This is a genomic window from Pseudoalteromonas sp. HM-SA03 (genome assembly GCF_002289345.1).
Classification (GTDB): Bacteria; Pseudomonadota; Gammaproteobacteria; order Enterobacterales; family Alteromonadaceae; genus Pseudoalteromonas.
This window is the reverse complement of sequence record NZ_NSDG01000104.1, coordinates 25,583-49,094: the sequence shown is the minus strand read 5'-3', so window position 1 is coordinate 49,094 and position 23,512 is coordinate 25,583. Positions and strand designations below refer to the sequence as shown.

Annotated in this window: 24 protein-coding genes and 2 pseudogenes; 14 read left to right on the top strand and 12 right to left on the bottom strand. The window is 39.9% G+C overall.

Annotated elements, in window-relative coordinates; translation table 11 throughout:
- Positions 1 to 2 precede the first annotated feature (2 nt).
- The gene (locus tag CKO50_RS20340; protein WP_095729639.1) at positions 3 to 248 is read right to left on the bottom strand and encodes a hypothetical protein; all 246 of its coding nucleotides are present in this window, start codon (positions 246 to 248) and stop codon (positions 3 to 5) included.
- Between the two features lies 1 nt (position 249).
- A complete protein-coding gene (locus CKO50_RS20335; RefSeq protein WP_095729638.1) occupies positions 250 to 456 on the bottom strand; it encodes a hypothetical protein in 207 nt (68 codons plus the stop codon).
- A 311-nt stretch (positions 457 to 767) separates the two neighbouring features.
- On the opposite strand from CKO50_RS20335, the gene CKO50_RS20330 reads away from it, so the two are divergent.
- Together CKO50_RS20330 and CKO50_RS20325 are read left to right on the top strand one after the other, a co-directional pair.
- Positions 768 to 1,427, top strand: coding sequence for a hypothetical protein (locus CKO50_RS20330; RefSeq protein WP_095729637.1), 660 nt, complete (start codon positions 768 to 770; stop codon positions 1,425 to 1,427).
- Between the two features lie 2 nt (positions 1,428 to 1,429).
- Positions 1,430 to 1,957: a hypothetical protein gene (locus CKO50_RS20325; RefSeq protein ID WP_095729636.1), complete on the top strand. Its 528-nt coding sequence runs from the start codon at positions 1,430 to 1,432 to the stop codon at positions 1,955 to 1,957.
- A gap of 1,287 nt (positions 1,958 to 3,244) precedes the next feature.
- On the opposite strand, the gene CKO50_RS20320 is transcribed toward CKO50_RS20325, so the two are convergent.
- Positions 3,245 to 4,804 (bottom strand): recombinase family protein, encoded by a 1,560-nt coding sequence (locus CKO50_RS20320; protein WP_095729635.1) that lies wholly within the window; start codon positions 4,802 to 4,804, stop codon positions 3,245 to 3,247.
- On the opposite strand from CKO50_RS20320, the pseudogene CKO50_RS20315 reads away from it, so the two are divergent.
- From CKO50_RS20315 to CKO50_RS20305, 3 genes and pseudogenes are all read left to right on the top strand, one after another.
- Positions 4,802 to 5,872 (top strand): annotated as a pseudogene (locus tag CKO50_RS20315) (DASS family sodium-coupled anion symporter); the annotation flags it as partial. The gene CKO50_RS20320 and the pseudogene CKO50_RS20315 overlap by 3 nt on opposite strands.
- A 355-nt stretch (positions 5,873 to 6,227) precedes the next feature.
- A pseudogene (locus CKO50_RS25035) lies at positions 6,228 to 7,626 on the top strand (aldehyde dehydrogenase family protein).
- A 329-nt stretch (positions 7,627 to 7,955) separates the two neighbouring features.
- On the top strand, positions 7,956 to 9,026 hold the full coding sequence (locus CKO50_RS20305; RefSeq protein ID WP_095729634.1) for a glycosyltransferase family 9 protein: 1,071 nt from the start codon (positions 7,956 to 7,958) through the stop codon (positions 9,024 to 9,026).
- A 228-nt stretch (positions 9,027 to 9,254) separates the two neighbouring features.
- On the opposite strand, the gene CKO50_RS20300 is transcribed toward CKO50_RS20305, so the two are convergent.
- Positions 9,255 to 9,425 carry a DUF2986 domain-containing protein gene (locus CKO50_RS20300; protein WP_010605321.1) on the bottom strand — a complete coding sequence of 57 codons (171 nt, stop codon included), beginning with the start codon at positions 9,423 to 9,425 and terminating at the stop codon, positions 9,255 to 9,257.
- A gap of 100 nt (positions 9,426 to 9,525) precedes the next feature.
- On the opposite strand from CKO50_RS20300, the gene CKO50_RS20295 reads away from it, so the two are divergent.
- Positions 9,526 to 9,672 carry a DUF1737 domain-containing protein gene (locus CKO50_RS20295; protein ID WP_095729633.1) on the top strand — a complete coding sequence of 49 codons (147 nt, stop codon included), beginning with the start codon at positions 9,526 to 9,528 and terminating at the stop codon, positions 9,670 to 9,672.
- Positions 9,673 to 10,009: 337 nt separating this feature from the next.
- On the opposite strand, the gene CKO50_RS20285 is transcribed toward CKO50_RS20295, so the two are convergent.
- Positions 10,010 to 10,735: a tetratricopeptide repeat protein gene (locus tag CKO50_RS20285; protein ID WP_095729631.1), complete on the bottom strand. Its 726-nt coding sequence runs from the start codon at positions 10,733 to 10,735 to the stop codon at positions 10,010 to 10,012.
- Between the two features lie 140 nt (positions 10,736 to 10,875).
- Here CKO50_RS20285 and CKO50_RS20280 point away from each other — a divergent pair, with 140 nt between their 5' ends.
- A complete protein-coding gene (locus CKO50_RS20280; RefSeq protein WP_095729630.1) occupies positions 10,876 to 11,661 on the top strand; it encodes a DUF6279 family lipoprotein in 786 nt (261 codons plus the stop codon).
- A 6-nt stretch (positions 11,662 to 11,667) separates the two neighbouring features.
- Here the strand turns inward: CKO50_RS20280 and CKO50_RS20275 are convergent, their stop codons facing one another.
- Genes CKO50_RS20275 through CKO50_RS20265 form a run of 3 tightly spaced genes read right to left on the bottom strand, consistent with a single transcriptional unit; the run spans position 11,668 to position 13,424 of the window.
- Positions 11,668 to 12,309 (bottom strand): flavin reductase family protein, encoded by a 642-nt coding sequence (locus tag CKO50_RS20275; RefSeq protein ID WP_095729629.1) that lies wholly within the window; start codon positions 12,307 to 12,309, stop codon positions 11,668 to 11,670.
- Positions 12,310 to 12,316: 7 nt separating this feature from the next.
- Entirely contained in the window at positions 12,317 to 13,042 is a 726-nt protein-coding gene (locus tag CKO50_RS20270; RefSeq protein WP_095729628.1) for an SDR family NAD(P)-dependent oxidoreductase, read from the bottom strand.
- The gene (locus CKO50_RS20265) at positions 13,035 to 13,424 is read right to left on the bottom strand and encodes a thiol-disulfide oxidoreductase DCC family protein (protein WP_095729627.1); all 390 of its coding nucleotides are present in this window, start codon (positions 13,422 to 13,424) and stop codon (positions 13,035 to 13,037) included. The genes CKO50_RS20270 and CKO50_RS20265 overlap by 8 nt, the downstream gene beginning before the upstream one ends.
- Positions 13,425 to 13,549: 125 nt before the next feature.
- On the opposite strand from CKO50_RS20265, the gene ppc reads away from it, so the two are divergent.
- From ppc to cdd, 3 genes are all read left to right on the top strand, one after another.
- Positions 13,550 to 16,183 carry a phosphoenolpyruvate carboxylase gene (gene ppc, locus CKO50_RS20260; protein ID WP_095729626.1) on the top strand — a complete coding sequence of 878 codons (2,634 nt, stop codon included), beginning with the start codon at positions 13,550 to 13,552 and terminating at the stop codon, positions 16,181 to 16,183.
- A 266-nt stretch (positions 16,184 to 16,449) separates the two neighbouring features.
- The gene (locus CKO50_RS20255; protein WP_223192100.1) at positions 16,450 to 16,767 is read left to right on the top strand and encodes a hypothetical protein; all 318 of its coding nucleotides are present in this window, start codon (positions 16,450 to 16,452) and stop codon (positions 16,765 to 16,767) included.
- Between the two features lie 43 nt (positions 16,768 to 16,810).
- Complete coding sequence (cdd, locus tag CKO50_RS20250; RefSeq protein ID WP_095729625.1) at positions 16,811 to 17,677, top strand: cytidine deaminase; 867 nt, start codon at positions 16,811 to 16,813, stop codon at positions 17,675 to 17,677.
- A gap of 26 nt (positions 17,678 to 17,703) precedes the next feature.
- Here cdd and udp read toward each other — a convergent pair whose 3' ends face one another.
- Positions 17,704 to 18,462 carry a uridine phosphorylase gene (gene udp, locus CKO50_RS20245; protein WP_010605330.1) on the bottom strand — a complete coding sequence of 253 codons (759 nt, stop codon included), beginning with the start codon at positions 18,460 to 18,462 and terminating at the stop codon, positions 17,704 to 17,706.
- A gap of 394 nt (positions 18,463 to 18,856) precedes the next feature.
- Between udp and CKO50_RS20240 the strand changes: the two genes are divergently transcribed.
- The 3 genes from CKO50_RS20240 (at position 18,857) to CKO50_RS20230 (ending at position 21,943) form a co-directional block, all read left to right on the top strand.
- Complete coding sequence (locus tag CKO50_RS20240; protein WP_095729624.1) at positions 18,857 to 19,636, top strand: DUF2189 domain-containing protein; 780 nt, start codon at positions 18,857 to 18,859, stop codon at positions 19,634 to 19,636.
- A gap of 296 nt (positions 19,637 to 19,932) precedes the next feature.
- Positions 19,933 to 21,042: an arginase family protein gene (locus tag CKO50_RS20235; RefSeq protein ID WP_095729623.1), complete on the top strand. Its 1,110-nt coding sequence runs from the start codon at positions 19,933 to 19,935 to the stop codon at positions 21,040 to 21,042.
- Positions 21,043 to 21,232: 190 nt separating this feature from the next.
- A complete protein-coding gene (locus tag CKO50_RS20230; protein ID WP_095729622.1) occupies positions 21,233 to 21,943 on the top strand; it encodes a transporter substrate-binding domain-containing protein in 711 nt (236 codons plus the stop codon).
- A 16-nt stretch (positions 21,944 to 21,959) separates the two neighbouring features.
- On the opposite strand, the gene CKO50_RS20225 is transcribed toward CKO50_RS20230, so the two are convergent.
- Both CKO50_RS20225 and CKO50_RS20220 read right to left on the bottom strand, forming a co-directional pair.
- Positions 21,960 to 22,202 carry a VF530 family DNA-binding protein gene (locus CKO50_RS20225; RefSeq protein ID WP_017216709.1) on the bottom strand — a complete coding sequence of 81 codons (243 nt, stop codon included), beginning with the start codon at positions 22,200 to 22,202 and terminating at the stop codon, positions 21,960 to 21,962.
- Positions 22,203 to 22,234: 32 nt separating this feature from the next.
- A complete protein-coding gene (locus CKO50_RS20220) occupies positions 22,235 to 22,516 on the bottom strand; it encodes a DUF1496 domain-containing protein (protein ID WP_095729621.1) in 282 nt (93 codons plus the stop codon).
- Positions 22,517 to 22,576: 60 nt separating this feature from the next.
- On the opposite strand from CKO50_RS20220, the gene CKO50_RS20215 reads away from it, so the two are divergent.
- Complete coding sequence (locus CKO50_RS20215; RefSeq protein ID WP_010373121.1) at positions 22,577 to 22,807, top strand: TIGR02647 family protein; 231 nt, start codon at positions 22,577 to 22,579, stop codon at positions 22,805 to 22,807.
- Positions 22,808 to 22,881: 74 nt separating this feature from the next.
- Here CKO50_RS20215 and maiA read toward each other — a convergent pair whose 3' ends face one another.
- Positions 22,882 to 23,508: a maleylacetoacetate isomerase gene (gene maiA / locus CKO50_RS20210; protein WP_176474720.1), complete on the bottom strand. Its 627-nt coding sequence runs from the start codon at positions 23,506 to 23,508 to the stop codon at positions 22,882 to 22,884.
- Positions 23,509 to 23,512 lie beyond the last annotated feature (4 nt).

The window sequence follows — 23,512 nt, the reverse complement described above, 5'->3', positions numbered from 1 at the left end:
TATTATTCACCTTTAACTATGTTTAATAATTCACGAATAGCCTCAGTTTCAGATTTTAAGGCGGTAATCTCGCTATGAACTTCTTTTAATTGATTAATGAACGTATTGTTTAGTTTATTATATTCACCCTCAATACATTCTGTTGTGGCATCAATGAATAGTTGTTTAAATTGATCACTAAAATCACTAAACTCGTTAAATAACTCATCAGCACCATCCTGAATAATATCTTTAATTTCTTGTTCCATTTTAATACCTTTCTTTTTCTTGTTGATAATAGTCAATGAACCATTCATCAATGAAGTCGTTTAAAATTGTATTAATAGACGCATTGACCTTTAGTTTTTCACCTCTTTCAACTCGTTGTTTCTGTAAATTTTTAATAGCTACAAACGTTGATTCATCAATAAAAACCTGTAAACCACGTAGCTTAACTTTATCTTTATTCTTTAACATAATAAAAAACCTTTATTTTATTCTATAATACTATTTATGAAAATTGACAGTCAGTTTTCACTATCATAAATATAATTATAAAGAATGATTAATTGGTGGTGTTTAATGGTTAAGACTATTTTAGATGTTGACAGTCAATAATAAACATCATCAACAAGTGTCGCGCACTATTATAAAAACAGACTGTCAGTTTAGGCAGATAATAAGAGCGATTCATGAATTAATAATAAATTGACAGTCAATTTTATAGGTAATAATAACGTTTCTTAAATTAATCAAAAAATTGACTGTAAACAAAGAGGATTAAAAATATGGCTGCAACATTGAAACAACAAGCTAAAAAAGTGACCAAGAGTGAAACGACTTTAACTGAACATGACGTAAAATGCGTTAGCGTGTATTCAGTATTTAAATATGCGACGAATAATAATTGTAGAATTCGTCAAGGTATGTTTGACAGTGACACAGGTTTAGAGCTGCTCAACCTGAAGTTTAAAGATTATGATCTAGTTGATAAGAACGCATTTTATGATCTAGATGACGTGATTATTCATTCAGAAACATACAAAAACTTTAAAAATGTTAGTCTGAAACTGTTGATTAATAGTGAGGTATATTCATTTAATCATAATTTAAAATTAAATGATGGTTCTTTAACTTTAAAGATGCTTCTGGAATTAACAGTTCATTTTATTGGATTTGCTGCTGATAATGTATCAACTAGTGAAAAATACGATGCAATTTTTGCAGACCAACATCCATTTTTAATGACTTTTACTAAACTACAGACAAGAGTTTCTGAAGATAAGGTCACGGTTCACGCCACATTAAAAAGTAACGCTCTAGAACCATTAAAAGAAAAGTGGGCGGCACTGGAAGAACAAGCTAAAGCTAACGCTGTGTTTAATCATGAATATAAAAAGGACAGTTATTCAGAAAGTGTTCATAAATCACACATGCTTATGGCCTAGTTATGAAAATTATATTTAATAATCCGATTCAGCTTTATCAAGTATCAAGAGGCGTTGACCACAGGGGATTGAAGTTTTTAGAATCATTAATATCAAAGTATGGCGATGATAGATTTATCATCCCTAACAGCTTTTTAGATGATGATAAGACTATTTTTGATGATGGTCGTAAAGCTCATGAATGGGTAATTCATTTTAAAAATGAACTTTTAACCACTGTGCAATTCGATGATAAAATCACATCAAGGACTATTCTAGAAACTTTGCTTAGAATGATAGGCCATAGAGCATGTATGATTGATAGAGCGTCTGACAGCCTTTTTACAAGCTTTAATCCATTGTTATACAGTGTTCGTAGCCTCGATGTGAGTGTTTCTAACAGGGTTGTCACAGTAGATAATATTACAATTGATAACCCTGTAATTCATATTCCAAAAGGTATGAAACCTGATGAATATTTTTTCTTGAACCATCAAGACGATCCCGAGCCTATTAATACACAGATTATTCAGGCTGGTTATACGATTTAAAAAAGTTGAAAATAATTCAAAAAAAGTTGATTTTAGGGTTGACAATGTTTTCTAAACATGAGAAAATTATTCGTGCTGGTGGGGTAGACTCTTAACTTTAAGATCTCCATGAGAACCACCAGCAAAAATATTTAAAAAAATATGCAAAAAAGTGTTGACACTATCAAATGATTGGTGTTATACTTCGTGCATAGTTTGAAAAAGGTTCTTTAAGCGGATTGAATTATATATTCACAGTGCTTAGAGTCACACAATTTGTTGAAAAGGTTTCTAAAGGATCGTTACTTCCATTCCTGTAGATGTGAAATTCGCATCGAGGACGCGATAATACACAGTGTTGAAAAATGTATTATCAAGTTTGAATGATGAGCTACACTAAGCAATAACAAGAACGGTTCTTAATCATCAAAAACAGTTGATTGAATATTGCACCTGTCATTTAATTTTCAAGTGAATGATCTTTAAATGGGTTTATTGTAAAACAATGTGCTGAAAAAGTTTTACATGTTATGTGTACCATTGCACGAATGGTTAAAAAATATTCAATCATGATGAGCAATGTTAGTGAATACTAACATAATGGATGTGTAAAGTTTAGTGTACATTGTTCATCGGTTCATGATGATAGGTTTAAAGGTTGCTGGACTATAGCGAATTTTTATATAATGTAAGTTCAGCTTTACCAACGCTATTGATAATGGTATTCAATAATGAGTATTATTATCAATAGCACACAACCCAAAAGTGCCGCAATGGTCAGCTTAATGTTGACCTTACCAGTTTCCACTATTCTATTTTCTCCTTAAGTTAATCTTGCATAATTAACTTTCAAAAATAGTCTGTCTATGTTTTCTTATCATGGTTTCATAGTCAGACTTTTTTGTATAAAAATTAATCATTGGCGAGTGGTTGAACGTAGTGAAACTAGATATTAACATCCTATTAATGATTGTTGTAGTATATTTAATAATCATTCCTCATCTATGAATAGATCTATCTATCATTTCATTTAAAGATCAGTTACTTACGAGCAAGGCGAGAAAACCGTAGGTTTTTAGATTATGACTCATTTATTAATTATATTAACTATTATGTTAACAGATCCTATTAATAATCATTAATTATAATTAAATATACGCTCCCCAAGGGGAGTGCGAGGGGCGCGCCCCTGCAAATTAAAATTTATTTCTAAATTAGATCTGTTAGCTATTAAGTAAGTTTGGATTACAAAAGGGATTTTATCATATTTTCAAATAGAAGTCAACCCATTAAATCAACTTTTTTCAATTATTTTTCACTATTCCATACTGTTTTAAAAGTAGCGTAACCATCAGGATCACTGTTCTTATTATACAGCCTCAGATTGACTATACATCCATTATGATAATGAATAGTAGCCCTGCATGTCTTATGATCTGAACCTTTCTTAAACTCGATTCTAGACACTATTTTACGGATCATGCTATTCAATTTTATTAACTCATCTTGTGATGGGTTGTGATAGTCAGCCAAGGTTCGTTTAATGTCATTGACCGTATCAACTATTGGATCATCCTCAATTGATAATTCATCTATTCTTGATTTAGTATTCTGGATCTTGGCGATAACCTTTTTCAGGTCTGACTCAATAGTGGTTACATCATCCTCTATAAGGAACAATTTTCTTAACCGTTCGCGCTTACGCTCAAGCACTATTAATTCATCTTGCAAACGTTCAATCTCATTTTTTGAATTTCTTTCTATGCTGGTGGTAGGTTTAATACTATCTACATCTAAGTATGAAAAATAATGAATCAAACAGGCGTGAATCATTGAGGGATAGTTTATCGCACCTGCCTTGCAATGGTGTTCGGAACGTCCCTGTGTAGCATTAACGCATCTTAGGTAAAATTGTTCACGATGAGCATGGTAAACAGCCATTCTGCCGCCACATGCTGAACAGTAGCTTATGGAGTGAAACAGGTTCTTAATAGTTGTCTGGCGAGTTCCTTTAGTATTACTGAATGTTGCTTGAACCTTGTTAAATAGTTCATTATCTATCGCAGCAGGGTAGAAGTTACTTTCCCACCTTATCAATTCACGTTTGCCAGACTCTTTACTATAAACCCCAAAATCGCCTATACAGGTACGTGATTTTAATAAGTTAGTGATCCTTGTTTGTGAAACAAGTTTTGTGCGACTATTCCTAAATCTTACACCAGAATCATTTAACTTTTTCACTATGCTAAGGACAGAATAGCCTTTCAATTTTAACTCGAACAGTTCTTTTAACTTTTCAACCTCTGAATCAATTAATTTATAGCCATTATCCCATTCAATCCAGAAAGGAAGATGCCTTGAACATTTAACGGATTTTGACTTGATGTTGGATTGATAACTGGCTTTTATGCGTGTGGATTTTTGCTTAGATTCTGCAAAGGCAAGATGTAGGAATATTTGTAACTGTAAATCTAGACCCATATCGGATGAGCTATCATAAGTTATTAACTCGTAACCCATTTTAAGAATAATTAATTCAATGCCACTTTCTAGGATAGTTGCAAACAGTTTTCTAGCATCGTGAATAGGTAGTCTGGTAATTCGGTCTATTGTCTCCACTGCTAAAATACAATTTTTCAATTGCCCATTTTTTACACTGTTTATAAATTGTCCTAATTCACCAGTATCGCTTATATTATCGCCTTTGTAAGCACTAACACCCTGATCACTTATAAGTCCTGCTAATTTACATCCATGTTGCTGTTCAATTTGCTGTATTATTGATGGGTCTATTGTCTGCCTATCAAGTCCTTTTCCTGACAATTGTGCGTCACTAGATACTCGACTATAAATGTATAATTTTTTCAATTGTTTATACTCATTTTAATGTAAATTTTCCGAAGTGTGTCTAAGTATAACACAGGTACGGCGGTCATGATGTTACCGATTGCACTCTCGGTTATTCACTTGGTAAAAGAGCAGGGGGGAGACAGCCAAAGCTTTGCTAAAGCGTTATTACTTTCTATCGCTTATGGAGCTAGTATTGGAGGGATTGCAACCTTAATTGGTACGCCACCAAATGCATTAATGGCTGCTTACTTATCCGACAGTTATCAAATTGAGATTGGTTTTGCCACTTGGATGATGGTTGGTGTACCTTTGTCTTTGGTGATGCTGGCATGTGCTTGGTTTTGGTTGACCAAAGTGACTTACAAGGTCGATAAAGAAGAAATCAATGTAGATACTAAGTTGTTATTTACCTCTCAATTAAATGCGCTTGGTCAAATGTCTCGTGCGGAGAAAGGGGTTTTTGCGGTATTTATTTTAGCGGCAGTATGTTGGATCTTTAGACCGCTAATTGGTGATGTTACGGGTCTTAAATTGTCAGATACTGGCATTGCAATTGCCGCTGCACTGTTACTATTTGTTCTTCCTGCCAAATCAGGAAGTGACGAACGTATTTTAGATTGGGAAAGCGCTGCTAAAGTGCCTTGGGGGATCTTGCTATTATTTGGCGGTGGTTTGTCACTGGCGGCACAAATTAAATCTTCAGGACTTGCCGATTATATCGCTAACTTACTTGCGGGCGCGGATGCCATGGGCTTAGTGCTTGGTGTGCTAGTTGTTACAGCGCTTATTACGTTCTTAACGGAAATTACCAGCAATACCGCAACGGCAGCAGGCTTTTTACCTTTACTTGGTCCGGTGGCTGAATCAATCACTGGTTCTCCTTTAGCTTGGGTTATTCCTGCAGCAATTGCGGCCAGTTGCGCCTTTATGATGCCTGTTGCAACACCACCAAATGCCATCGTATTTGGCTCGGGTGAGATTAAAATTAAAGACATGATCCGAGCAGGGTTTGTTTTGAACATAGTCGCGATAGGGTTAATTACAATTGTTACCTTGACTTTGGCAAGGAGCATACTAGGGTTTTAAAGTTGCCATTCTCCACAGGCTGTGTCCATCGAAAGGCAACTCGGTCATACGCAGCCTGCCTCTATAGTCATACCAATTGTGTTAACTCTCCAACCTATTTGAAGGGCAAAATACCATATTAGCGNGTTAAAAATTTCTCATTTAGANACAACTAAATAGCAAAATTTTTGCCTTGCCTATATGGATATAGGTACCTTGGCGGTAGCAGGACGCGAGAGCGGAGCTACTAAAGCTATTTTTCCGCTTCAAAATAGTTCATTTACTTAATACAATTGGTATAAGACCTAGTTTTTTGAAGATAGACCCATTGTTTTTTCCTTGCTATATTCGAATTAGATATTAGCAGGATCTGATAATGATTGAAGATAATACCAGCACCCTAATCGCCACATTTACTCAGTTAAAAAGTCGCTTTAACCAAGATCCTTACCCTGCGCCAGAGAAGCGTTTGCGTCTTTTAGCTGAAATAAAAACACGTATGTTGCAGCGGCAAGATCAATTAGTTGAGGCGGCGGATCAGGACTTTGGTACTCGGAGTCGATTCGATACTGTGATTGCAGATATCATGCCTTGCATCAATTCGATTGATTATATCGCGAAGCACCTACGCAAATGGAGCAAAGTGCAGTATCGTTCACCCGGTGCGCAGTGGCTACCATCTAAGGCGAAAATTGAAATTGTGCCAAAAGGAGTCGTGGGCGTGATAGCTCCGTGGAACTATCCAATTCAGCTAGCGATTGTTCCCGTTATTACCGCCCTCGCTGCTGGAAACAAAGTCATGCTCAAGTTGAGCGAGTTCACTCCTAAGGTGAATGCGGTGATAAGAGCCATTTTTAAAGGGTTGGACAATGAGGTGTGCGTCGTTGAAGGTGGACCTGATATTGCTTCGACTTNAGCAGCCATTCGATCACTTGCTATTTACAGGTTCTACAGCAGTTGGCAAAAAGGTAATGGCGGCTGCGGCTAAAAATCTCACGCCGGTCACCTTAGAGTTAGGGGGGAAATCACCGGCTATTTTGCTTGATGACGCTGATATCAGCGCTGCTGCGATGAGCGTGTTAATGGGTAAGCTCTCAAATTCAGGTCAAATCTGTGTTGCACCAGATTATGTGTTAGTGCACGAAGAAAAATACGACGCATTTATTGCTGAGCTGAAACAGCACTACGAAAAAACATATAAAACAAAAGTAGGTGTAAAAAACCAAACTTCAATTATTAACGACAGGCAATTTCAGCGCTTAAACGACATTATTATTGATGCTAAAAGTAAAGGCGCAAATGTATGGCAAGCTGAGCCAGCATGCGAAAATCGTCAGCTACCTCTGCATATCATTACCCATGTCAACAAAAGCATGAGGGTGATGCAAGAGGAGTTATTCGGAACGATTTTGCCCATTCTAAAAATATCCAACTTAAATGATGCGATTAGCTGCATTAGAGAAGACACCACACCACTTGCGAGCTATTTATTTACACAATCTCAAGTTGCCATGAATAAAGTGTCAAAGGAGCTCGCAACGGGTACTTTAGCTATCAACGAAACCATAGTGCAGGTGGCTGTTGAGTCTTTACCCTTTGGTGGCCTAGGTCACTCTGGCATGGGTCAATATCATGGCGAAGAAGGCTTTTATACCTTTAGCCATAAAAAGCCCATACTCCAGTCTAATAACACCAAATGGCGCAACAAGATGCTGCTTAGCCATTCAAAGCTGCTTACAAAGCCATTAGAGTGGCTCTTTTTGAGGAAAAAGTAGTGTTAATGTGTTGAGCAATACGCTGTTGTATATTGGTATTCAATGTATTTTAAAATAAGACTTAACCTGAAATATCAGTGGTCATTTTTATGGGACTACACAATATCAGCAGAACGGGGCATGCTCCGTCAGTTGGTTTTGAGTTTGGCTCCAATAATCTCAGGCTCGAGGTTGTTATCAATAATATTGTGACAGCTTCAGATCATCTCAAAGCTGCTTGTGTCGTGTAGCCACTTGTATAACTTGATATCTTTTATTCTTTCACTCCCAAAGAGTTTAGTAATTGGGCTATACTGTCCGCCAACTTACGTAACTTCAATACTATAAATATGGTTAAAGCTATTTCAAAGGACAGAATCTCTGGACCAATTTTAATCGTATTGCCAAAGTTTGTTGGCGATGCAATCAATACCTTGTCGGCAGTTGAACTGCTAAGAAAACTCTACTCTGATAACGAAATTTATCTATTAGCTCGACCTTATATGGTTGAGTTATTTGCACGCGATGAATTTTACAATATCAAAGTGATTGCAGATGAACGCTATAGTAAAGTTCGACTCTCGGTATTTGCCTTGGCAAAAAAGTTGAAAGGATATAAATTTTCGATGGTGATGCTGTTTCGAGGGTCTTTTACAGAAGCTTTACTCTGTAAGCTCGCTGGTATTAAAACCATTGTTGGCTATGCGCAAAATGGACGGAAACTACTACTCAGCCATGCCTTAACGCTAAATGTTAGTCACCACTACCTGTTACGGTACTGCCGCTTAGTTAATGAGGTTCATGGTGCCTGTTTCGAGCAATTTAATGTTCCCAAATTGACGTATCAATCTATTGAGCATACCATTTTAAATAACGGTAAACCGAGTATTGGTTTGTATTTTGGCGGAAAGAACAAAGGCGGTCGTCAATACCCACTCAAGCAAGCACAACATGTGATTGCGTTACTGCAGGAGAAGGTTGATCCCAATTTTATATTTATAGGAGATAAGTCAGAGCAAATTGATAACCAAAAGCTATGTGAACATGCGAGTAGTCTTAATATTGCTTGTACAGATTTAACGGGCAAAACCTCACTGACAAAGTTAGTCGACTATATTGCTTCGTTTGATTTACTTATAAGCATTGATTCTGGTCCAATGCACATCGCAGCAGCTGTAAACACTCCATGCGTCGCCATAGTCGGGCAAGGCACCAGTCCTTGGTCATTAGTAACACCTAAAACTTCTAATGTCGTTGCCGCAACGTCAGAACATAGCTTAAGACTAAACGATAACTTATTAGTGGAAGATATTTCTCCTGATCACATTGTTCAGCTTACCCAGCTATTATTGCTCCCTTTAAAGAGAGTTGGTATAAAAAAATCAAAACAAAGTCATTCAGGGCAACACATAAACTGCTAGTTTAGAAACGCGGTTTGCGGCTTAATGTCCCAAGAGTTGCGCAAAACTTGACTCTGTATGGGAGTTCGTTAAAAACTCTATATAGTAAAAGAGTTGTACAACGAGTTATCTATATATCAGAACTGGTCTTTAACCCTAGATGATTGATTAGTTTATAGCAATGCAGTTCATTAGCTAAGAAACTATTAAAAAGGATTGTAGGCCGAGCTGACACAAAACTGGGGGCTATTAATGCTCGTTGTTTTCGCTATCTAATTCCTCACTTTCTTGCTGTTGGGCTGCGATTTTCTCACGCTCAGCTTTTGAAATATAACGAGGTTTGTTGCTTTTATGGAGCTTAGCATTAGCACGCTTGTCTTTTTTCTTTAAGGTTTCGTAAATTTTCTTTTTGCGGTTCATTTTCACAACCCATTATGAATGAAATGCTAGTTTACCTTAGTGTTAGCAGGTTCAACAATGATAAAAAGATAGGCTTTTTTAATATCGAAGGAAATAAAAAATGGAATATACGTTAGTGAAAACCGCGACCTATAAAGGGTTAATCAAGGAGGTTAATGAACTAATAAAACAAGGCTGGATCCCTCAAGGAGGAGTCATGGAAGATCAAAATGGTAGATGTTTACAGGCAATGATTAATACCAATTGAATTAATTCTCTAATCAATTTAAAGGGTGAAATAGTATATTAGCTTCGTTAAAAATTTCTCATTTAGAACAACTAAATAGCAAAATTTTTGCCTTGCTACTAAAGCTATTTCCCCGCTTCAAGATAGATCATTTACTTAATACAACTGGTATAAAACCTGAACTTTCACGCCAAATTTTAGCTAACCCTAGGAGAAAGCTGGCGCTAGTTGCTTTAAAAATTTCTCAATGAGAACAATCAAATAGCAAAATTTTTGGCTAACTATCGACAAGATTGTTATAACTAAGGCCTCGGGTGAAGCCTTAGTTAATCAACACTTTTCTTAATCTAAGCTTAGATTATTTAGTGCGTGTTTCTGCCACGTATTTGCCGGCTTGAATCCGCTCGTAAATACTATTAGCGAGTGCTTTTGCTTGCTCGATTTGTGAAGGGGACAGCTGTTTCTCGTCGAGCACTCGGCTCTTTGTGGCTTCAGCATAACCATTAAATTCGGCTAACGTGTTCCATACGTACGAGCGTTCAATATTTTTCTCGACTCCTAAGCCTTGAAAATACATGAGTGCTAAATTAAACATGGCTAAGGTGTAGTTGTTTGCGGCGGCTTTTTCATACCAGTTAAGTGCATGACGGTAACTTTGTGGGACACCGTCACCGTTTGCATACATCAGGGCTACGTTAAATTGCGCGGCTGGCATGTTTTTGTTTGCCGCTCTGGTCATTAACTCAACGTATTTGGAACGGTCTTTTTTAACACCACGCCCTTCGTCATACATGACTGCGAGCGCAAACATTGCATCGGCTTCACCAAGTTTAACGGCTTGTTGATATAACTCTGCTGCTTTACGTGGATTTTTGACGACACCATAACCGCCTTCGTACATCGCACCGAGTTGATAAATGCCTGGGGCGTAGTTCATTTCAGCTAAATAATTGAATTCTTGTAGTGCTTCTTCGAACCTGCCAGCATTGAGTGCATCTATGCCTTCTTCCAATCCAGCTGTTGCCAAAGGTGCTTGGCTTAATAGTGCAATGGCGATACATGCTTTTGAAATCCTGCCTAACATCATAGACCTCCTTAAGGTAGCTATGCTAACTATGTTGTTAGTTATTCTAATGCCAGAAACACAGATTTACAAAATACAAATCTAAAATGGCAGATACTGCGTTAATATAAGGTAATAAAAACAAAAATTGAGGCTATGGGATGAAGAAATTAATAGCACTGGCGCTATGTTTACTGTGTTTGGCTGGGTGTAGTCAAAGATTGGCCTATAACAACTTAGGATGGTTAGCGAGTTATTATATTTCCGATTATGTTGAGCTGACGGATGAGCAAGAGGAAAAGCTGGAGGCTGATGTCGAGTCTTTGGTTGCGTGGCATCGGCAGACTGAGCTACCAAAATACAAATCTCATATCCAATCGCTGTTGAAGCACTGGCAAACCATGACAGAGAGTGACATGGTGCATATGGTGTATACCACAAGAAACTATTGGTATTCCGTCGTTGAAGCCGTATATCCCAAGTTAGAATCACACTTAAATTCGCTTAACCGTGAACAGCGAGCAATGCTGATAGCCAACATAGAAAAAGAAATGTTGGACGATGACTGGGAGGAAGGAAACCAATTTAACCGCTATGAGCGTTGGCTTGGTGGTTTGAGTGATAAACAAAAGGAGCTTATTAACGAATATTATGAACAAGGCGAGTTTGCGCGTCAGGTTTGGCGTGCACATGAACAGAGGCGCTTTAGCCAGTTTAAACAAGCCATGTTATTGAGCGGCACTGAACAAGTTTCACCTGAGCTGTTGCAGCAAGCAATAGTCACTACACCCGCAGCGCTGCCTGAGCGCATCATAGATATTCAAGCAAGGCGAATAAAAGAGTATGCAAATCTCGCAGTGAAACTCAAAGGCACGATGAGCGACAAACAAAAGCAGCACTTTAAAGAAGAGCTCGAAGAATTGCTTGAGCTCTTAGCATCATTGTAGAGGAACCTAGCCAAGTAACTTAATTCTGGTTGGCTTGTTTGGTTTAGCATACTCCAAACGATTAATACGTTTGGTACTGTGGTAACCATCTAAACTAGAAATTGTAATACTATCGAGTGCCTCGATATCAATATAGCCGTCTTCGAGCAACGCGCTTTCTTCAACGTGAAGCGTCTCAATTTCGCCTATTACCAGTTCCGTATCGTTGAGCTTGATGGTTTGGTGATCTTTGAGTGAAAGTCCGTATTTGAGTCTACTTTCTTTAACGAAAGGAGCAGGGAAATCATTTAAATACTCTGCAGTTAATCCTGTTTGTTCAAATTCAGATTGACTCTTTTCATATCTGGCAGAGGTTTGATGAGCCGCCATATAAATTTGAATATTAACCTGGTTAATAGTGTATTTTTCAGTCGCTAAGATATTCTCCAGCGTGTGCCTTGGTACGCTATGTGGCCTAAAAATCACACCCACGAGCGCCGGGCTGGCACCGAGGTGGACAACGGAGCTGACGATAGACAAGTTTTCTTGACCTGTCTCATCAACCGTTCCAATTAAGTTAGCGCTTTTGAAGCCCGACAGCGAATTTATCATCAATGCGCGATAACGCTCGTCTAAGGTTTTAATATCGTCACTTGAGAAGTGTTTCATGATGTGTTCACCATTCAATTAATTTATTTTGCCAGTCAACATAACTCGCCGTACCATCAGGGTGGCTATTTGCGATGATCCCGCTGAGTTGATGTGCCACAAATTCCGGCGTAAAGAGTTTTTCGTCCGGGACATTGGCTTGAAAAGGTTTTGAAAGTGGCGTGTCGGTAGTGCCTGGATGGAACAAAATGAGCTTAATGTTTTTAGCTCGACGCGCAAGCTCGACTGCTGCGGTTTTAAACATCATATTAAGCGCAGACTTTGAACTGCGGTAGCTGTACCAGCCGCCCATCCGATTGTCGCTGATGCTTCCAATCCGGGCAGAGAGTGCCGTAACTACGCATGACTGCTTACCTTTTAAGGCTGGCAGTAAAGCTTGCAACCACAACATGGGGATCATGGTATTGATATTAAACAGCGCCATGCTGTAGTCGAGATCAATGTCCTCAAGCTTTTTCTCTGGGAATTTATCAAACTCGTCATGGAGTAAGCCATTAAAAATGGTGACACTTTTTACCGTTAACTCCTGCTCGAGAATACAGCTCGCAACTTGTTGAATTTGTGCTTTTGAATAATCACACTGAAAATGCAGGTTATTGGTATGTGAGGCCGTTTTAGCTTGCCTAGACACCGTGATCATTTTTGCGTCGGGATTTTGTTCGGTTTGTGCCTGTATAAAGGCATCAGCGATCGCAGAACTTGCACCAATTACTATGATGGCGAAGTTAGTCACGATTACAGTCTCCATTATTTTGCATACCGCATTGATTTGGGGCCAGAAGTTTAGAAATTTTCATTCTGTGCCTTGCAAAAAACAGGTAAACGCCGTCTGCAATTGTTCGGATGATGGGTAATCTCAATAATTTGATCCAGCGATGTTTACCAACTTGCTCCCAAGCCGCTGCGGTAACATCTAGTCCTAAAATGAGCTTGCCTTGGTTATCATAACCGTGGAGTTTAGCCATAGCCGCTCCATGCTCTATCTCAGGAAACTCGGTCGAGAAGCGATCATCATGAATGTTCACCAAATCAATTTTATTGTGTTGATCGAAACGCCTAAGTTCATTCATTTCACTCATACACAGCGGACAGTTGCCATCGTAAAATACAATCATTCGTTCACTCGAATAATACTTATCTTTGTCATGTTATTACGTTAACGTCTTGAAAATAGATCGTTCGCAAATCAATTTATTCTCGGTATAGTGGAGTTCGAGTATCTTTTCATCAAGGAGATTGTATGACTGAGCAATACGCAAGCCTACGTAGTAATGTGAGCCTTTTAGGGCAGATGTTGGGGCAAATTATTCAACAAGCGCAGGGTCAAGAGACGTTAGACAAAGTTGAAGAAATTAGGCACCTAGCAAAATCCTCTAGAAGCGGTAATGATTCAGATAGGCAAGCGCTGATTGACACCTTACGTGGCCTAAGCGATGAAGCTCTACTTCCCGTTGCTCGTTCATTTAATCATTTTTTGAACCTTGCGAATGTCGCAGAACAATTCCACACCATTTCAAAATCAGGCTCTCCCGATGGTGTGATGATCGAAGTCGATAGGGCGCTTGATGAATTGCAAAACAAAGTTGATGCTGGTGTACTGACACTAAACGAAGTTGCAGATGTAATAAGCAAACTAAAAATAGATTTGGTGCTAACTGCACACCCTACGGAAGTAACACGCAGAACCATCATCAATAAACACGTTGAGCTGAGTGAATGTTTAAAAGTGCTTGAGGTGACCTCAGATGAGGACCCTGTCTACGATGAGGTCATTGACCGCATTGAGCAGTTGATCTCACAAGCGTGGCACACAAGCGATATTAGAGAAAAGCGACCTACGCCACTGGATGAAGCAAAGTGGGGGTTCGCGGTTATTGAAAATAGTCTTTGGGAAGCCGTGCCCAAGTTTGTGCGGTATTTTAATGCCCAAGTGAAAACGCGATTAAACTTACAACTACCAGCTAATTTTAGTCCTATTCAGCTGACTTCTTGGATGGGTGGCGATAGAGACGGAAACCCGTTTGTTACTTCTCATGTGACGCAATCTGTGCTTGATCACGGCCGCTGGATGGCACTTGATTTATATCGTCGCGATCTAGAAACCTTGGGCGCAGAACTCTCTATGAGTAATGCATCCGAAAGCTTTATAGCGCGAGCGGACGGCAGTAATGAACCTTATCGTTATGTACTAAAGCAACTACGCGCTGAGGTTGAAGAAACCATTGCGGCATTGGAATATAAAATCAAAGGCGCACCTTCTCATTATCAGGACAAGATTAAACAGGTATCACAGATAAGAGAGCCTCTTGAGGCGTGTTATCGCTCGTTGGTTGATTGTCGCATGGCTAATATTGCCGATGGTTTGTTGTTGGATGTATTAAGACGAATTGACTGTTTTGGCGTGTCTTTATGTAAGTTAGATATTCGTCAAGATTCCGCTAGACATACCGAAGTGTTTTCTGAATTAACACGTTATTTGGGTCTTGGCGATTACGCCCAGTGGCAAGAAGCAGATAAGCAAGCTTTCTTATTAACCGAGCTAAGCTCGAGACGACCTTTACTGCCGCGTCATTGGCAACCTTCTTCCAATGTTCAAGAGGTGCTAGAGACATTTGCAACGATTGCGGATCAAGACCAAAACGCACTTGGCATCTACATTATCTCAATGGCGCAAAGTGCCTCTGATATTCTTGCCGTGCATTTATTACTCCAAGAAAGCGGGTGTAAATTCAACTTACCGGTAGCCCCGCTATTTGAAACGCTGGATGATTTAAATAACGCACAATCAGTGATCAGCGGGTTATTTGAGAACACTTGGTATAAAGGCACGATTGGTGCCAAGCAATATGTCATGATCGGCTATTCCGACTCTGCAAAAGACGCAGGAATGATGGCGGCAGGATGGGCGCAGTATGATGCAATGGAAAAGCTGGTTAACCTTGCTGATGCCAAGGGTATCGAGCTAGTGCTTTTCCATGGCCGCGGAGGTACGATTGGTCGTGGGGGGGCACCTGCTGCACAGGCGCTGAGATCTCAGCCTCCTGGTTCGCTAAAAAGTGGCTTGCGAGTGACCGAGCAAGGCGAAATGATCCGCTTTAAATTTGGTTTACCTAAAGTCGCGATGCAAAGCCTGTCTATTTATACCAGTGCGATTTTACAAAGTAATTTGTTGCCGCCCCCTCGACCCGAACCGAAATGGGTAGAGGTAATGGAGGCGATTAGTGAAGCTTCCTGTAAAAAGTATCGCAATATTGTTCGAGAGAACCCTGAGTTTGTGCCTTACTTTAGAATGGCAACGCCAGAACAAGAGCTGTCTAAATTACCGCTAGGCTCGAGGCCTTCTAAACGTAATCCAAACGGCGGAGTAGAGAGTTTGAGGGCTATTCCTTGGATTTTTGCATGGAGTCAAAACCGCTTGATGTTACCTGCTTGGCTGGGGGCGAAAGAAGGTCTCGAAGCTGCCGTAGAAACGTTTGGTAAAGACATGCTGCAAGAAATGAGCGCAAAGTGGCCATTTTTTAGAACCCGTTTAGAAATGCTCGAAATGGTATTTTGTAAAGCCGACCTTTGGCTCAGCGAGATGTATGATGCAAGTCTAGTTAGTGATGAATATAGAGGCCTTGGGGATGAGTTAAGAGACAACCTGCAACAAGCCATCGAGCTTATTCGCGGCCTTGCGCCAGAGTCATCGCTGTTGTCTCAGCAACCTTGGATCAAAGAATCAATCGGGCTGAGAAACCCGTATACCGACCCTCTTAACTTGTTACAAATTGAGTTGTTAAAGCGTGTACGGGAAGAAACCAGTCACGATTTGGAACTGGCACTCATGATCACGATGACAGGGATAGCGGCAGGAATGCGCAATACGGGTTAGTGCAACAATTTGAATAATCTATTTTAGTAAAATTTTACATTTATCAGCAAAATAACAAAAAAACCAATCCCAATGGATTGGTTTTTTTATTTTAGTTGGTTTTTTATTAGTATATTTATTGACAGTAATTCTCATTGATTTAAAATGCGCGGCTGGTTTTACCAGTTGTTTTATTTGTTTTATTCAAGAATTGTCGGTTGATAGGTCTACGATACATGCACAAAATATCTACTAGCGTCACATTTGATGAGTGTAATGATCTGATTATGATGAAGATCAGAGGCATTGCGAATGCAAACGATGTGGTCTCGGCATACGAGAAAGCCAATCTATATGCAAAAAAGCATAATAGTAGCAAAGTATTAGTAGATGTGAGTGAACTTGAACACCGCTTCGCGGCGATTGATATTGTGAACATAATGCCAAAAGTTGCGCATAATATTGGCAATTTGCATATTGCACGCGTCGTTGGTTTTGAAGGTTATATGCATGATCTTTTTCTACAAAAAATTAAGCGTTTTAATATCAGCGCTGAAAACTTTGAGTGTTTTAAATCTGCAAGAGAATGGTTGAGTCGGCTGTAACTCTTGCGTAAACTATCCTGCCATAGATAAACATGACAACAATATGGCAAAGATAGAACCATCAGTAAAAAGTGCGTTAACGCAATACGCCATCACCCATCGTGGAATATTTAGTTATTCCCAGCTAACACAGTATCAACACCATTTTCACTTATCTCGATCTGAGCTTGAGGCAGCATTACTTGAAGTTGCAGCTGAGTTTGCTACGCCTCCTATTTCACAATTTTATGTTGGTGCCATTGCTTGGGATGATAAATCGCAACAAGTGTTTTTAGGCGCGAATCTAGAATTCTCGCATCAGGCGCTTTCCTTGGTTGTTCATGCCGAGCAAGCGGCAATTAACAATGCGTGGTTAAATGGTGCAACGGAAATCTCTAAAATGACGATTAATGCCGCGCCTTGCGGATTTTGTCGTCAATTTATGAATGAGCTAAGCACGGCAAAGGAGCTTGAAATTTTATTGCCGACAGGCAAAACCTCGTTGTGTGACTTGCTGCCGACTTCGTTTGGTCCGGACGATCTGGGCAACAGTGAAAAGCTCTTTTCTCAAGCGCAACATCTTGCTGCGAATGAAACATCGTCTGCATCAATCAGTGCGGCGCTTTATCGGCATTATCTGCGCGCTTATTGCCCCTACACACACAACCAAAGTGCGGTGGAAATTAAACTAGACACTGGTGAGTGCTTTTATGGGCGTTATGCTGAAAATGCGGCTTATAACCCAAGCTTATCGCCATTACAAAGTGCACTAAGTCAATTAGCTATGTCGGGTAAAGTATTATCTGAGGTAAATGTCGTAGAGATCACTTTGCTAGAAAAGCAGGGCAGTGCTAATCAGTTGCAAGTAAGCTTAGCGGTTTTAAAGGCATACAATGCCGAGCATTTGCTTACACATATAGAGATTGAGTAACCACTCAATCTCTACGTTTACTGCTACTACTTCGAAAGTAACAGTTCAGCTGCTTTTAAAACTGCAGTGACAGCTTTCTTTTCAACAGCTTGATGGTCGACATTAGGAATTTCTTGGCGTGTTCTGTTTACCAATACGCCTGCAAGACAAGCTGCCTTCAATCCAAGTGCTGCACACATGGTAAATAACGTCGCAGATTCCATCTCATAGTTCATCACATTAAGCTTTTGCCATTCTGCACACGAACCTTGATACGCTTTTCTGACGTAGCCTGAGTATGTGTCGTAACGTTCTTGCCCTGGGTAGAAAGTATCGCTAGACGCAGTGATCCCAACATGGTGAGTAATGCCCAACGATTCACAGGCTTGTACCATTGCTGAAGTGGTATGAAAATCAGACACAGCAGGAAACTCGATAGGCGCAAAATGCTGGCTAGCGCCATCTAAACGCACTGATGCCGTGCTCACCAAAATATCACCTTCATCGATATGTGGTTGAATGGCACCAGTCGTACCTATGCGTAAAAAGGTAGTGATACCAAGCTGTGCTAATTCTTCAACGGCGATTGACGTAGATGGGCCGCCTATACCAGTTGAGCAAATTACCACAGGACTTTCATTTAAAAAGCCAAGGTAAATATGAAATTCGCGAGTTTGTGCTAAGCAGACTGGAGAGTCGAGATATTCAGAAATGCGTTTTGAGCGCTCGGGATCACCCGGAACAATTGCTAGTGAAGCGCCTTGTAGGTCGGCTTTCGTAAGACCTAAGTGAAATACCTTTTCCATAGTAAACCTTAGTTATAATTAAATCGTAATGTTTATAGTTAACGCCTATCAAGTACAGGACAGATGTCCTATTTAAGTGTGGCGTGTTTAAATTATACCAATCGTATTAAGTAAATGCGTTATTTTGAAGTGGGGGAGTAGCATTGGTAGTACCGCTCTTGCATGCTGCTACCGCTAATGAATCACTACATGAAGTACCTAAATCCATATAGGCAAGGCAAAAATTTTTCTATTTATTTGTTCTAAATAAGAAATTTTTAACGAAGCTTGTGTGATATTTTACCCGTTAAATTGGTTAGAGAATTAACGCAGTTGGTATTATAGCTCTTGGTAGCTTGCGGGATTGTCGATGTTCCACTAAACCTTAACATGAGAGCAACAATGAGGAATGGTTATGCCTGCTACACATTCTGTAAATAAAGACAACGAATTTGCGCGTTGCTTTGAGTGCAACAAAGTCCCAGCCTTGGCACCGTTTCACTGGCTCGCATTAGCATTTAAAGATATTGCGAATGCGCCATTACTTAGCCTAGTGTATGGACTTATTTTTACCCTTATACCTGCTTTTATCATGTGGTTAGTGTACCAATCAGGTACTCACTTGGTAATTCTGCCTGCTGCTGTCGCCTTTGCGCTTATTGGGCCGGCTTTCGCAGCTGGCTTGTATGATGTTGCGTGGGAGTTGGAAAAGGGCCATAAACCAACGTTAACGCATAGTCTTAAATCAATGTTTCGTAATCCCGCTGGCGAGTGGGGGTTTGCGGTGTTACTGATGGTCATTATGATTGTTTGGATGCGTCTAGCGGCGCTTATACACGCGCTATATCCAAATGTTCCGAATCCAACGTTTGAACAGCTTTCAGCATTTTTAGCACTCGGCTCGATAGTCGGAGGCATTTTATTGGTGTGTGTATTTGCAATCTCAGCGTTTACGCCACAAATAATGATGGAGCGCCGAGTGGATATTATGACTGCGGTAATCAGCTCAATGCATGCTGTGAAAGAAAATGTCGGCGCTATGGTGGTTTGGTGTGGGATCTTAGTGCTCTTGGTGATGCTTGGGTTTGCAACTGGAACGGCTGGTTTTATCGTTATTATGCCGCTACTAGCGTACGCAAGTTGGCATGGCTATATCGCTGTCATTAAAACAAAAGTGCCACGCCACTACGAATAACTAAACATCCTCTATGAATAAACAACCGCAGCCTCAACGAGTATTGTTGATACTGCGGTTGACTTCCTATTTGAACCTGTTATATGTGCAGCAACAACGACCTAACGAACAATCAATGTCTTCCGAAAACGAAGTTAGAGATCAAGTAAGTCTTTTGATTTATAAGGATTTTTATTTTTAATTTGTCGTTTTTACTCATTTTAAGCCAATCGTATTTTGAGTGTTTCGCAATATATAAAGCGCAATAGGGAAGATTTTTCTGGGTCGCATGATTATGCATATAAGAGGGGATAGCGATGTCTGAGAGCAAAAAACAATTCCATAAAAAACTTGAGCACTGTTTATGCCCGCCTGGAGATGGTGTGTTTACAGTAAACACAGCGAAAGAAAGAAAAGACGCACTAAGACAAAAGCTATATGGACAAACAGAAGGTGTCGATACTTTATGGAAAGCGTTATTGGAAGAATTGGGCGAAAGTGAACATAAAGCGGCAATTCTTGGGATCAGTTCAGATTGNGGTGGTATTTTACGCGGCGCCAACTGGGGTCCATTATTTTTACGTTCGACATTAATTGAGCAACAGCCGCAAACGTGCGCGTTTGACCTTGGCGATGTGCGCGTTATTCCACATTTACTACATGATAAATATTTAAACGAGAGCACGATCAGTAATTGTCAAAAGGCACTTTATGCTGACCCAGAGAGTGAGTATTACGTGTCACCATTATCTATTACAGAAGATGTGTGTGATGGCTTTTACGAAAATTATCCAGATAAAGGCGTGTTTGGTATTGGTGGTGACCACTCAATCAGCTACCCGTTAACAAAAGCGTATCTTAAAGCAAAGCGTACTCGTGGTGTAAAAACAGCGATTATCCATTTTGATGCTCACACGGATTTACTTGTTGAGCGCTTAGGTATCGATTTATGCTTCGGCTCTTGGTGTACGCATATCCTAGAGTTTTTACCTGCACCCCATCACTTAGTACAATTTGGGATCCGCTCTAGTGGTAAACCTAAATCTCATTGGGAATCTACATTTGGCGTGAAGCAGCATTGGGCTCATGAGATCAGAGAGCGTGGCGCACAAGCGATTGTAGATGAGGTTATTGCACAGTTAAAGGCTGATGATGTTGAAGAGCTTTATGTCAGCTTTGATATTGATGCACTTGATGAGGAGTTTGCTTCTGCAACGGGTACTCCAGAAGCGGGTGGTATGACTCCAGACGAAGCGATGTTAATTCTACAAGCTCTGCGCGGTGAGTTCAAAATCACGGGGGCAGACATGATGGAAATAGCCCCATTTACTGACAGTTCTCTCGTTGGACAAACGAGCTCAGAAACCACGCTTAAAGAAGGCGCTAAGCTAAGTGCGTTTTTAATTGATGCTATCAATAATAGCTAAAGTAACTAAGTAACTAAGTAACTAAGTAACTAAACAGCTCAGTGATAGGCGGGGGCATCTTTGCCTATCACTCATTCACTTCAATAAGCTATCCATAACTCACTTTCACAAGAAGCCATTCTATCTCTTCAAAAATTGCTCAACCTTTAAGTTAAGGCTATATTATTCAAGTAGCTATGGGGAGAGTTTCATGAAGGGTGCATACTCTTTTGGTCTTTGTATTTTACTGATGAGTTTCAGTGCGCTTGCCTATACGCTAAATATTGTCACTGAGAACTTTCCTGACTTCCAGTACCTTAATGAAAAAGGGGAGCTAATTGGGCGTTCAGCGGATAAAGTTAGGGCGGTGCTTGATGGCTCTGGCGTTGATTACACCATCAACATCCTTTCATGGCCAGCAGCCTATAATGCCGCATTAAGAAAAGAAGATACCTGTGTGTTTTCAACAGCCAGAAATACCATTCGCGAAAATGAGTTTAATTGGGTATTTCCTATTGATACGTTTACCACATCTTTTTATGCGCTACGTGAAAGCAAAATACAGCTGAATAATTTAGAAGATGCGAAAGTTTATCGAACTGCGGTGATCCGAGACAATTTTAGCCATCAGTTTTTAATGGAACATGGTTTTCAAGAAGGGCAGCAGCTGATCCTGATTAATTCTTTTGACAAAGTTTTTGAGCTACTCAAGACGCGCAAAGACTTTGTTGATTTGGTGATATTAAGTGATGCCCAGTTTAAGTTCCGAAGAGCAAAAGAGCAAACGGCTCAATTACTCGAGCCGGTATATACATTAGATCAGTTTAATACGTCACTTTACCTAGCCTGTAATAAAAATGTTCCCAAGCATATTCTTGATAAGCTTCAGGAAACTTACAACACACTTTATGCAGCTAAATAAACTTAGAGGAAACGGGTTATTTTTTTATATCTGGCCACTGAAAGCCGTGGAAGGTATCTAGATATAGTTGCTCCACTTTGGTTCTTGCCCAAGGTGTGCGACGCAAAAACTTGAGACTAGATTTAACACTTGGATTATCTTTGAAGCAGTTGATATCCACGGCGGCTGCCATTTCTTTCCAGCCTAGCTGCTGTTCAAGTTTTACAATAATTTCTTCTAACTTGATACCGTGAAGGGGATTATTTGCTTGGGTTGTCATCTTTTACTTCTATATAACTTTAGATATTACGCCTAGTTTACCCTAATTTTATCCAAAATTTCAGGTCTAATTGGTGCCCCAGACGCGTCAGCCTTTACCCACACAAGTTTGCCATTGTCTTCGTTGTACTTTTTCGTTGCACAGACAAACAGCATGTCAAACTGTAGCAATAGTGCGCCTTCGCTATATGATTTTCCTTCATACCAACAAACTTGCTTTGGTATTTCTCCATATAACCTCAAATCAGCGGGCATTGCAGCCAAAACAGGCTGTGAGATCAAATTAACAGCGATTAAACAAATTAAAAACTTCATCAAATTTGGTTTTTTGAACTAGAGTGTAAAATGACTATAGAAGAATAAGGAAAAATGACAATGGCATTAGACCAAAAATTGTTGGATGAGTTGACCTTACTAGCTAGATTTCCAAGACATAGTTTGCATCAGGGGATAAAAATTCATAGCAGTGCGCCCGAAGGTATACAAGGTGCCGCGATGCGGCTATTTGAAAAAGGGGTCATTGACAGCCCCGATGGGGGTTATTTGACTGATCTTGGTCATGACCTTATTGGCCATTTTGATCATGTCTATAGCGCGTTGAAATAACAAACGCTCGTTTGATTGAAAGAGTGATATGCTAAGCATGTCACTCTTTTTAGTTGACTTATCGTTTACTAGCCTTATTGTGCGTCTAATTGATTTTCAGGCGCTGCATCAGAAAACGCATCAAGCGTATTACAATATTCGTACACTCGACTGATCTTAGGAAATGCAGTCATATCTACTTTAAAGCGCAGGGCATTAAACACTTGTGGTACTAAACAAACATCCGCAAGTGTGGGCTCCGTGCCAAAGCAAAATTGACCGTCACCTATCATAGGCTCGAGCTTTTTAAAGCCTTCGATAACCCAATGGCGATACCACTCATTTTTTTGCTCATCAGATGCGCCCAGCTCACTTGAGAGATATTTAAGCACACGCAGGTTATCGATAGGGTGGATATCACAGGCGATGGCGTAGCAAAAATTTCTTACCTGCGCTTTTTGCCAAGGATCTTGTGGTAGCAATGCTTGGCCTGTTTGGGTTTCTTCTAGCCACTCCAATATTGCTAAAGATTGTGCAAGAACGCCATGCTCAGTTTCAAGCGCCGGTAGCAACCCTTGACCATTTTTACTTAAATATGCCTTGCCGCTTTGCTCCGATTTAAGCAAGTTTACAGGGACTAACTCGTGGTCTAACTCTTTAAGATTTAAAGCAATACGCACACGGTAGGCCGCAGATGAGCGAAAGTAAGTATAGAGTTTCAACATA

Bases quoted from the DNA above. Each gene is read 5' to 3' on its own strand.
- CKO50_RS20340 (WP_095729639.1), bottom strand. From the start codon at position 248: ATGGAACAAGAAATTAAAGATATTATTCAGGATGGTGCTGATGAGTTA.
- CKO50_RS20335 (WP_095729638.1), bottom strand. From the start codon at position 456: ATGTTAAAGAATAAAGATAAAGTTAAGCTACGTGGTTTACAGGTTTTT.
- CKO50_RS20330 (WP_095729637.1), top strand. From the start codon at position 768: ATGGCTGCAACATTGAAACAACAAGCTAAAAAAGTGACCAAGAGTGAA.
- CKO50_RS20325 (WP_095729636.1), top strand. From the start codon at position 1,430: ATGAAAATTATATTTAATAATCCGATTCAGCTTTATCAAGTATCAAGA.
- CKO50_RS20305 (WP_095729634.1), top strand. From the start codon at position 7,956: ATGGTTAAAGCTATTTCAAAGGACAGAATCTCTGGACCAATTTTAATC.
- CKO50_RS20300 (WP_010605321.1), bottom strand. From the start codon at position 9,425: ATGAACCGCAAAAAGAAAATTTACGAAACCTTAAAGAAAAAAGACAAG.
- CKO50_RS20295 (WP_095729633.1), top strand. From the start codon at position 9,526: ATGGAATATACGTTAGTGAAAACCGCGACCTATAAAGGGTTAATCAAG.
- CKO50_RS20285 (WP_095729631.1), bottom strand. From the start codon at position 10,735: ATGTTAGGCAGGATTTCAAAAGCATGTATCGCCATTGCACTATTAAGC.
- CKO50_RS20280 (WP_095729630.1), top strand. From the start codon at position 10,876: ATGAAGAAATTAATAGCACTGGCGCTATGTTTACTGTGTTTGGCTGGG.
- CKO50_RS20275 (WP_095729629.1), bottom strand. From the start codon at position 12,309: ATGAAACACTTCTCAAGTGACGATATTAAAACCTTAGACGAGCGTTAT.
- CKO50_RS20265 (WP_095729627.1), bottom strand. From the start codon at position 13,424: ATGATTGTATTTTACGATGGCAACTGTCCGCTGTGTATGAGTGAAATG.
- ppc (WP_095729626.1), top strand. From the start codon at position 13,550: ATGACTGAGCAATACGCAAGCCTACGTAGTAATGTGAGCCTTTTAGGG.
- CKO50_RS20255 (WP_223192100.1), top strand. From the start codon at position 16,450: ATGATGAAGATCAGAGGCATTGCGAATGCAAACGATGTGGTCTCGGCA.
- cdd (WP_095729625.1), top strand. From the start codon at position 16,811: ATGGCAAAGATAGAACCATCAGTAAAAAGTGCGTTAACGCAATACGCC.
- udp (WP_010605330.1), bottom strand. From the start codon at position 18,462: ATGGAAAAGGTATTTCACTTAGGTCTTACGAAAGCCGACCTACAAGGC.
- CKO50_RS20240 (WP_095729624.1), top strand. From the start codon at position 18,857: ATGCCTGCTACACATTCTGTAAATAAAGACAACGAATTTGCGCGTTGC.
- CKO50_RS20230 (WP_095729622.1), top strand. From the start codon at position 21,233: ATGAAGGGTGCATACTCTTTTGGTCTTTGTATTTTACTGATGAGTTTC.
- CKO50_RS20225 (WP_017216709.1), bottom strand. From the start codon at position 22,202: ATGACAACCCAAGCAAATAATCCCCTTCACGGTATCAAGTTAGAAGAA.
- CKO50_RS20220 (WP_095729621.1), bottom strand. From the start codon at position 22,516: ATGAAGTTTTTAATTTGTTTAATCGCTGTTAATTTGATCTCACAGCCT.
- CKO50_RS20215 (WP_010373121.1), top strand. From the start codon at position 22,577: ATGGCATTAGACCAAAAATTGTTGGATGAGTTGACCTTACTAGCTAGA.